Source organism: Halothiobacillus sp. (genome assembly GCF_027346185.1).
GTDB lineage: Bacteria > Pseudomonadota > Gammaproteobacteria > Halothiobacillales > Halothiobacillaceae > Halothiobacillus.
In genome coordinates this window covers 22,372-31,848 of sequence record NZ_DAIESY010000040.1, presented here as the reverse complement: position 1 = coordinate 31,848, position 9,477 = coordinate 22,372, and the positions used below count along the sequence as shown (strand labels likewise).

Annotated in this window: 12 protein-coding genes; 4 read left to right on the top strand and 8 right to left on the bottom strand. The window is 54.6% G+C overall.

From position 1 onward, the window contains the following. The 3 genes from M7R55_RS03035 to M7R55_RS03025 form a co-directional block, all read right to left on the bottom strand. On the bottom strand, positions 1 to 649 hold a 649-nt coding region (locus M7R55_RS03035), incomplete at its 3' end, for a ScpA family protein (RefSeq protein WP_298218404.1). Positions 650 to 667: 18 nt separating this feature from the next. Beyond that, positions 668 to 1,324 (bottom strand): site-2 protease family protein, encoded by a 657-nt coding sequence (locus M7R55_RS03030; protein ID WP_298218403.1) that lies wholly within the window; start codon positions 1,322 to 1,324, stop codon positions 668 to 670. 2 nt (positions 1,325 to 1,326) lie between these two features. Beyond that, a complete protein-coding gene (locus tag M7R55_RS03025; protein WP_298218401.1) occupies positions 1,327 to 1,953 on the bottom strand; it encodes an L-threonylcarbamoyladenylate synthase in 627 nt (208 codons plus the stop codon). Between the two features lie 149 nt (positions 1,954 to 2,102). Here M7R55_RS03025 and M7R55_RS03020 point away from each other — a divergent pair, with 149 nt between their 5' ends. The 4 genes from M7R55_RS03020 to M7R55_RS03005 all read left to right on the top strand — a co-directional run bounded on the left by M7R55_RS03020 (position 2,103) and on the right by M7R55_RS03005 (position 4,786). Next, entirely contained in the window at positions 2,103 to 2,678 is a 576-nt protein-coding gene (locus M7R55_RS03020; RefSeq protein ID WP_298218399.1) for a septation protein A, read from the top strand. A gap of 42 nt (positions 2,679 to 2,720) precedes the next feature. Further along, entirely contained in the window at positions 2,721 to 3,053 is a 333-nt protein-coding gene (locus M7R55_RS03015) for a YciI family protein (RefSeq protein WP_298218397.1), read from the top strand. Between the two features lie 28 nt (positions 3,054 to 3,081). Beyond that, a complete protein-coding gene (locus tag M7R55_RS03010) occupies positions 3,082 to 4,059 on the top strand; it encodes a peptidylprolyl isomerase (protein WP_298218395.1) in 978 nt (325 codons plus the stop codon). A gap of 247 nt (positions 4,060 to 4,306) precedes the next feature. Continuing rightward, positions 4,307 to 4,786 carry a cyclic nucleotide-binding domain-containing protein gene (locus M7R55_RS03005; RefSeq protein WP_298218394.1) on the top strand — a complete coding sequence of 160 codons (480 nt, stop codon included), beginning with the start codon at positions 4,307 to 4,309 and terminating at the stop codon, positions 4,784 to 4,786. Positions 4,787 to 4,864: 78 nt separating this feature from the next. On the opposite strand, the gene M7R55_RS03000 is transcribed toward M7R55_RS03005, so the two are convergent. The 5 genes from M7R55_RS03000 to rbfA form a co-directional block, all read right to left on the bottom strand. Continuing rightward, the gene (locus M7R55_RS03000; RefSeq protein WP_298218392.1) at positions 4,865 to 5,434 is read right to left on the bottom strand and encodes an HDOD domain-containing protein; all 570 of its coding nucleotides are present in this window, start codon (positions 5,432 to 5,434) and stop codon (positions 4,865 to 4,867) included. Positions 5,435 to 5,467: 33 nt separating this feature from the next. Next, positions 5,468 to 7,564 carry a polyribonucleotide nucleotidyltransferase gene (gene pnp / locus M7R55_RS02995; protein WP_298218405.1) on the bottom strand — a complete coding sequence of 699 codons (2,097 nt, stop codon included), beginning with the start codon at positions 7,562 to 7,564 and terminating at the stop codon, positions 5,468 to 5,470. Between the two features lie 119 nt (positions 7,565 to 7,683). Then, a complete protein-coding gene (rpsO, locus tag M7R55_RS02990) occupies positions 7,684 to 7,953 on the bottom strand; it encodes a 30S ribosomal protein S15 (protein ID WP_298218390.1) in 270 nt (89 codons plus the stop codon). Positions 7,954 to 8,064: 111 nt separating this feature from the next. Continuing rightward, positions 8,065 to 9,021, bottom strand: a complete 957-nt coding sequence (truB, locus tag M7R55_RS02985; protein WP_298218388.1) for a tRNA pseudouridine(55) synthase TruB — start codon at positions 9,019 to 9,021, stop codon at positions 8,065 to 8,067. Beyond that, positions 9,018 to 9,437, bottom strand: a complete 420-nt coding sequence (gene rbfA / locus M7R55_RS02980; RefSeq protein ID WP_298218387.1) for a 30S ribosome-binding factor RbfA — start codon at positions 9,435 to 9,437, stop codon at positions 9,018 to 9,020. The genes truB and rbfA overlap by 4 nt, the downstream gene beginning before the upstream one ends. Between the last annotated feature and the right edge of the window lie 40 nt (positions 9,438 to 9,477).

Genomic DNA, 9,477 nt, shown 5'->3' with positions numbered 1-9,477 from the left:
AGACACGATCCAGCGTCACCGGGCCTCCCGTCTGCATCAAATCAAGGATGTCAGTCATGCGGGCACGAACGGACAGCGTTTCACGACGAATTTCATGCGCCGCTGTGAGCTCGCCCTGTCGCACCATGCCGCGTAGCGCTGCCAACAGGTCTGTCAGGGAAATGTCCGGCGGAAGGATGGTGTGACGGGGCAGCGTCGCGGCAATGGTCAACGGGAAAAAATCCCGATCCACTCGCGGCAGCTCATCGAGCCAACGGGCTGCGTGGTTCAGGCGCTCGTAAGCCAGCAGGCGCTCGACCAGAGCAGCGCGCGGGTCTTCTGATTCTTCTTCATCTGCGGTCGGTGGCGTCGGGAGAAGCAATCGCGATTTGATCTCGGCAAGCCAGGCGGCCATGAGCAAGTACTCCGCCGCCAGTTCGATTTTCAGCGATTGCATCAGATCAAGGTAGGTCAGGTATTGCCGCGTCACCTCAGCGACAGGAATCGCAAGGATGTCGAGGTTTTGCTTGCGAATCAAGTAGAGCAGCAGGTCGAGCGGGCCTTCGAATTGCGTCAGCAATACGGAAAGCGCATCAGGGGGGATATACAAATCCAACGGCAGTTGCGTGAGTGGCTGCCCGCCGATTTTCACCTGTATCTGAGCGACCACTTTTGATTGATCCGGCGATTAGAGCAGATGAACAAGGCCGTTAAACCAGTTCAGCAGGACCAGCAGAATCGGCGAAATAACGTACGACAGCGCTCCTGTGAATAAGAGCAGGAGCAAAATGGGAAAGCCCCAGGGCTCAAGCATGGAGACCTTGTTGGCCGCTTGTGGTGGTAACAAGGCGACAAGCACACGCCCGCCATCGAGCGGCGGCAAGGGCAGCAGATTGAACACGGCCAACAGAATATTAACGAAAATCCCGATCTGGCCCATCAACGCCAACGGTTCGGCATACCAGGCTCCGCTCGCCAAACCGGACACGCCGACCGCGGTCAGCCCGGCCCACGCGAATGCCATCAGCATATTCGAAGCGGGGCCCGCAATCGCCACCAGAGCCATGTCTCGCCGTGGATCCTTGAAGTTCTTCGTATTGATCGGCACGGGCTTTGCCCAACCGAATACAAACGACGTGAGAATGAACATAGCAAGTGGCACAACAATCGTACCGATCGGGTCGATATGCTTGAGGGGGTTCAACGTCATCCGCCCGAGAAACTTGGCCGTGCCATCGCCCAGATAGTTGGCGGCAAAGGCATGGGCGGCTTCATGTACGGTCACTGCCAGCAGGATGGGCAGGATACCGATGGCGATTTTCTGAATGAGTGTGAGTTCCAGCACGATCAATCCTCAAGTTCTGGCGGGATGCCGCCCAGGCCTTCCCGCACGAGCACGAATTCGGTGCCCGTCATATCGATGACGCTCGATGGGTTCTGTGCAAGAAAACCCGTACTGACGATCATGTCGACCTGGCGCTCCACTGAACGCGGAAAGAATGCCGGGTCTTCCAGCGGTTCAATGTGATCGGGCAAAACCAGAGACGCGCTAAGAATGGGGGCTGCCAATTCCTCAAGAACCGAGCGTAACACCGTATTTTGCGGCACACGCAAACCGATCGAACGTTTCTTTGTGTGCAGCAGACGTCGAGGCACTTCGCTCGTCGCTTCCAGGATGAACGTATACGGCCCCGGCGTGTGCGTTTTCAGAAAACGGTAATGCTGATTGTCGAGATTGGCATAGGTACTGATTTCAGACAGATCCCGACACAACAGCGTCATATGATGTGGCTCGTTGTCACGACGAATCTGCGCGATTTTGGCCAAGGCCGTCTTATCCTCCAGCCGACAGGCCAGGGCATAACCGGAATCGGTGGGCAATACGACGACCGAACCATCGGCCAAAGCTTCGGCGATCTGAGCTACCAATCGGGGTTGCGGGGACTCAGGATGGACTTCGAGTAGAACGCTCATAATCTTTTGAATCTGATGTTGATATTTTTATTGGGGAACCAACCGGCAGGAAAAACACCTAACCGGCAACAATTTTGCGGCAAATCTGATTTAAGATGGCCGTCTTGGATTTCGAACAATCTGCTTTTTAGTGTACTCCGAATTATCTCATGAAGTTTTTATACGATTTCTTCCCGATCCTCTTGTTTTTCGCAGCCTACAAAGTAGGCGGTATTTATGTGGCCACGGGGGTTGCCATGATTGCCGCCACGATACAGATCAGCTATGGCTGGTTTATCAAGAAGAAAGTCGAAAACATGCACTGGATCTCTGCAGGTTTGATTCTGCTGTTCGGCGGCATGACACTGATTCTGCATGACCCGCTCTTCATCATGTGGAAACCCACCATCCTGAACTGGCTCTTTGCGCTCGCCTTTGCGGGCAGCGACTTCATGGGCAGCAAGCCTCTGGTGCAGCGCATGATGGAACACGTACTGACCGTGCCAAACCCGATCTGGCGACGGGTGAATTGGGCTTGGGTCTTGTTCTTCATCATCTCGGGTGTGGCGAATATTTACGTGGCGTACAACTTTTCGCAGGATGCCTGGGTCAACTTCAAGCTCTTTGGTTTGATGGGCATGACCTTCGTATTCATGATTCTGCAGGGCATATACCTCGCCCGTTATGCAGAAAAAACCGAGGAAGTGGTGGCTGACAATGCCAACGATACGGATCAGATTCGCTAAATTCCACCTGCCAATAACCAGCTGCAAAGTAAGGATATTGTTATGCATTTTGTCATTCACGCTATCGATCACCCCGACAGTCTGACAGGGCGGCTGGCTCATCGGGCCGATCATCGCAAACGGATCGAAGCGCTTTATAACGAAGGCCGGTTGGTCACCGCGGGCCCACTGCCGAACAAGGTTGAGGCCAACCCGAACATATCCGGCTTCAGCGGTAGCCTGATTATTGCCGATTTCCCGAATGAGGCCAGCGCGCGCACCTGGGCAGACACCGACCCTTACGTCTTGAATGGCATCTACGCTGAAATCCGGATTTATCCGTACCTGCAAACGTTTTCCGCCTCACCGAACACGTCGCCTGAAACAATCAACTAATTTCACACACAGTCAAGGAAAACGCACTATGCAAAAATCAATCTGGATGAAGCCGTTTGCCATAACCGGAATCGCCCTGCTCGCTTTCGCCTGTCTGGCTGGATGCCAGGGCAACTCGGATCAAGCAACCAGCGCAGCCAAAACACCTTTGGGCAATGATGCCGCTACGCACCCTGCCATGAACACAGCGGATACATCGGCCAAGGTAACCAGCGGCAAGATCATCGCCACCATCAATGGCCAGCCTTTGTATGAAGAAAACCTGAAGGTTATTCAAAGCTCATTGCCCAAATCCAAAAACATCCCTGAACAAGACTTGCTTCAACGTATGATCGAGCTCCGTCTGTTGGCCAGTGCCGCGCGTCAGGAAGGACTGGATAAGCAGATCAAAACCAAGGCGCAGATACAAAACGCTGTCGACAATCAACTGGCGAACGACTACCTGTCTGATTACCTCAGCAAAATGACAGTAACAGACGCCGAACTCCAACCCGAATACGATCAATTCGTCAAAGGCTACCCAAAGACCACGCAATACAAAGCAGCACACATCCTGGTCAAAACCAAGGAAGAAGCAGACGCAATCATCAAGCAGCTCGACAGCGGTACGCCGTTCGATCAACTGGCCAAGGAGAAATCGCAAGATCCGGGTTCCGCCAAACAAGGCGGTGAACTCGGCTGGTTTGATGCCGACCAAATGGTGCCCGAGTTTTCAGCAGCCGTCGAAAAACTCAAGAAAGGCGAGATCACGCAGCAACCAGTCAAATCACAATTCGGCTGGCATGTCATCAAATTGGAAGACACCCGCCTAGCACAACCGCCGACATTTGCGGAACTCAAGCCACAACTTGAAACCCAATACCGTCGTGCGGCCATTGAAGATCTGATCAAAAAATTACGCGCAAAAGCCAAAATCGACATCATGTCTGTTCCCACCACTCCTGAAGCGAAACCGGCAGAAGCACCCAAACCTGCCGCAGAACCTGCGCCAGCAACCAAACCCTAAGCTTACTCACGCCGGTTAACGACTCGATCACATTGAGCGACACATCGGCGAAAGCAAGCGCACGAATACCAGTTTGACCCTGGTATTCGTGTTACTGGGCTACAAAAAACTCTTGAGCGTATGATCAGTCAACCCAGATTCTCTTTTCTTCCAATTTGCGCCCTTGATTCGCAACTCAGAAATAACGCACAATCAAACCCCGACCTCGGACGGGTATAATCAAACTTTTACTGCTCGGAACTTCAGAATGACCATCGAAGGCAGAAACCTGCAAGAAACCATTATTGGCCGTGAACTGACGGCTGAACAATGCCAGACGCTGGCCGCTATTTGTGAGCAACAGACCATCCCCAATGGCCAGTTGCTCTTTGCAGAAGGCTCAAGCAACAATACCTTGTTCGTCATCATGTCAGGGCGCTTTGCCGTGAGCCGGGATACGGGTCGGGGCTTCAGCGATACCCTGCATTTACTGGGCCAAGGTGAACTGGCGGGCGAGTCTGGATTTCTGGATGGCGCGCCGCATAGTGCGACACTGCGCGCGGTAGGTGATGCCGTTGTACTGACGATCGAACGGGCGCGACTTGAGGCGCTTTTGATAGACAATCCCATCATCGTCTACAAAGTCATGCGGGCCATCGTATACAGCATCCGTGAAATTACGCGCCGGATGAACCAGCAGCACTTGCAGATGCTGCAATACATCAACCCGGATTGCGGTCGCTTTTAGACGGCGACCGCACGAAGTAGGACTCCGTGCCCGAACACACCAGCGGCGGCGGCTTTTCAACTGCCCCGCTGATTCAACTCAAGCGATCTTTTCAGCCCAGTTGACGGCTTCAACATACAGTTCAGGCGCACAGGCATTCAACTTGTCGGTAATTTCATCGCCATCAAGCCACATGCCACGCTCATAGAATACGAGATATTCCAGTATCTCTCCGAGCACACCCTTTCGGCTCACCAGAGCCTCTATAATGCTGTCAGAGAGCGGCAATTCCCCGACTATCTGCTCGATAGGCTGGTCGTAAAAAGCATCCAAAGTTGAGAACAATCCCACCATGAATGCCGACGAGGGGTTGCCCAATCCTGTCTTCTTGCTGAGTAATTCTGCGAATCGGGCTCGAACCATGGCGGTGGTGATCAAAGCCGACGGTTTCCCTGCCACGCCCGTCAACGCCGAAAGGTAAACCATGCTTCTAATGGTATTGATGCCCAGCATGCGAACAGCATCAGGCACAGATTCAACCTTGCGTCGCATACCGATGGCCGCCGAGTTGACCAACCGCAACAAGCGGTAAGTCAGCCCCAAATCGGTATTGATCTTCTCGGCAATCGCGTCCAGAGTGACATTCTCATCTTGAAGCAAAATCAACATAAAAGCGGGAAAACCCGCAGATCACGCAAGAACTTATTCAGTCAGCGGGGCATCCAGCCCCCTCATGGTCAGGCGCATACGACCTTGTTTATCCAATTCAAGCAAAAGTACGCGAACACTATCACCCTCCTGAAGCTTGTCGGTGACACGCTCGACGCGCTCGTCACAAATTTGCGAGATGTGCAGCAGCCCATCCTTACCCGGCAAAATATTTACAAAAGCGCCGAAATCGGTGATTCGCACCACTTTGCCTTCATAAATCTTGCCAACTTCGGCCTCGACCGTAATTTGCTCGACGCGTCGACGTGCTTCCTCGCCCTGCTCGGCGGAGGTCGCCGTAATGGTGATCTGACCATCATCTGAAATATCGATCTGTGTATGGGTATCGCGGGTAATCCCCTGAATCGTCGCACCACCCTTGCCAATCACCTCCCGGATCTTGTCCGGGTTGATCTTGAACTTGATGAATTGGGGCGCGTTCGGAGCAACGCTCTTGCGCGGTGCGGCAAGGGCCGCGTTCATGATCCCCAGAATGTGCAGACGCCCACCTTTGGCCTGATCGAGCGCCTGGCGCATGATCTCGCGCGTGATGCCGTAGATCTTGATGTCCATTTGCAGGGCGGTAACCCCATCGACGGTGCCTGCCACCTTGAAGTCCATATCGCCAAGATAATCTTCATCACCGAGGATATCGGAAAGCACGACAAAGCGATCACCTTCCTTGATCAGCCCCATGGCGATGCCGGCCACCGGCGCCGCGATTTCCACACCGGCATCCATCATCGACAGAGAAGCGCCACATACGCTGGCCATGGAACTTGAGCCATTGGACTCGGTGATTTCCGACACCACGCGCAGCGTGTACGGAGAATTTTCCGGATTGGGGATGACGGCCTTGACCCCGCGACGAGCCAGATTGCCATGGCCGATTTCTCGACGCTTGGGCGCGCCGAAGCGGCCGGTCTCACCCACGCTGTAGGGCGGGAAGTTGTAATGGAAGATGAATGATTCCTTGTACTCGCCCACCACCGCATCAACCAATTGTGCATCCCGTGCCGACCCGAGCGTCGTCACAACCAATGCCTGCGTTTCACCGCGGGTAAAGAGAGCCGAACCGTGAACGCGGGGTAGCACACCGGTTCGTACGGTAATCGGACGGATGGTTTTGGTGTCACGACCGTCAATGCGCGCCGCGCCATCCAGAACCCGACCGCGCACAACAGACGATTCCAAAGATTCAAGCAGATTGGAGACCAACTTGGCGGGCACGGCAACATCATCCGCAAACTGGGCAATGGCTTCTTCACGCAATTCATTCAAGCGCAGGTAGCGTTGCTGTTTTTCAGCGATTTGATACGTCTCGGCAATCGAATCGCCAAATGCCGCACGGATTTTGGCTTCCAATTCTGGATGCTCAACCGGCGGTGCCCAGGCCATGGCCGGACGGGCAGCATTGGCGGCAAGACGGCGAATCGCCGCAATCGCCAACTGCGCGGCCTCATGACCGAACATGACCGCATCGAGCATCGTGGCTTCCGGCAAGCGATCCGCTTCGGATTCCACCATGAGCACGGCATCTTCGGTACCCGCCACCACGAGTTCAAGCCGAGAATCGGCCATTTCGGAGTGAGAAGGGTTCAACACAAAGGCATCATGGATATAACCGACGCGTGCCGCGCCCAGATGCGCATCAAAGGGCAGACCAGACAAGGCCAGCGCGGCTGAGGCACCGAGCATGGCGGGAATGTCGCCGGGTACTTCGGGATCGAGTGATAACACCTGGGCAATCACCTGAACCTGATTATAGAAACCCTTGGGAAACAGAGGGCGCAACGGGCGATCGATCAATCGGGCAATCAGGGTTTCCGCTTCGGTGGAACGCCCTTCCCGCTTGAAGAACCCACCGGGAATACGGCCAGCTGCGTAAAACTTTTCCTGATACTCGACAGTCAGCGGTAGAAAGTCCTGCCCGGGCTCAGGTGCGCTCTCGACAACGGCGGTCACCAGCACCACCGTATCGCCCATCTGCACCATCACAGCGCCAGAAGCCTGGCGGGCAATTTCGCCCGTGGTCAAGGTGACGCAATGACGTCCATAATCAAATTGTTCGGTAAAAACGGCCACAGGCATCCCCTTTTCTAATTTCATAATCGAAAATGGATGCCGTCGGCACCCACATAAAACAATCCCGGCACAAGTCCGGGATGAAAATCACTGGCGGAACGACGCAATATCGTCGCCCTGATTGGTTACTTGCGCAGACCCAAACGACTGATCAGTTCCTGATAACGACCCAAATCTTTGGATTTCAGGTAGTCGAGCAGTTTGCGACGCTGGTTGACCAGCTTGAGCAAACCGCGACGGGAATGGTGATCTTTCTTGTGCTCGGCAAAGTGCTCGGTCAGGTGCACGATACGGGTGGTCAGCAGGGCGACCTGCACTTCCGGGGAACCGGTATCGTTTGCGCCGCGGCTGAAGTCAGCGACAACCTGAGATTTCTGTTCTGTAGTTAATGACATGAGATTGCTCCTGTTTCACCTGGGAAAGGTTGATTAAAAATAACATCAGGCAAGAGCAAATCCGCGCCCTTTACCGATGCGTGGCGAGCAGGGCCTAGACCTACCTCACCGTTATAGCGCCGCAAACAACCGTCGCGGTGCCACTCGTCCGTCATCCAGCACTTCCCCCATTCCCAGGAAGAGGTCGTCGGGTCCGTAAATACAAAACCACCCGGTTTGTGGCGCTTTGGGCACAAACACCGGATGACCGTGACGAATATGAAAGGCGCTGTCCGCATCCAGTTGAACCACCGGATAACGCTCCAACGCCGAATCGGTGGGCAGAATAGCATGTTTTATCGCCATTTCCGCATCCGATTCGTTGAGTTTGATTAATTCATCAAGTGTCCACATTGTTGCGGATTGGGCCGGGGCATCGCCCGCAGCCTCTGGCCACTCGGTCAGCCAAGGGCCGACACCGATTCGGCGCAACTTGGCCACAACCGCACCACAACCAACTGCCTCGCCAATGTCTTCAATCAGGGTGCGGATGTAAGCGCCCTTGCTCGAATGAACAAGCAGGTCGAAATCCCGACCATCGAAATTCAGTAGCTCGACACGATAGAAGTTGATCGAACGCGCCTTGCGCTCAACCACCTCACCGGCGCGCGCCAACTCATACAGCCGCTTCCCATTAACCTTCAGCGCCGAATACATGGGTGGCACTTGCTCGACCAAGCCACGAAAGGCCGCAAGATAGGTTTCCAGCTGTTCGGCTGTTAATTCGGGCACAGGGCGCTCTTCGATCACGGCACCTTCCATATCCCCCGTTTCGGTACGCAAACCGAGACGGCCGGTGACACGGTAGGTTTTATCGGCATCCAGCAGCAAGCCCGAAACCCGGGTCGCGTGACCGAAACACAGGGGCAGCATGCCTGTGGCTTCGGGGTCCAAACTACCGGTATGACCGGCCTTCGCTGCCTGGAACAAATGCTTGACGCGCTGCAATGCCTGATTGGAACTCAACCCGATGGGTTTATCCAGCAGCAAAATGCCATTGATTTCACGACCACGACGGCGGCGACTCATGATGTCTTCCCATTCGCCAGGTCTCCGGAAGGCGAGCCACCGGCATCGTCGGCCTGAACATGTTCGTCATCCTGCTTGCGCACGGCGGAAATCAGTGCATCCATCTGCATACCGCGCTCGATAGAAGCATCGAACTGGAAAGTCAGACGCGGGACACTGCGCAAACGCATTCGATGAGCCAGCTCGGTGCGCAGGTAACCCGCAGCCGAATCCAGCCATGCTTGCGCCCGTTCGCGTTCTGAACTGTTCAGCACACTATAGAAAATCTTGGCATAACTGAGATCGCGCGTAACCTCGCAATCGGTCACCGTCAGCAAACTGATGTTGGCCTGGCGGATTTCTTCACGCAAAAGATCAGCAATTTCGCGACGGATCTGCTCCGCCACGCGCTGATGACGACTAAAACCTTGTGGCATCTGGCCTGCCCTGTTGTTCTGAATAAAAACCGGCCACACA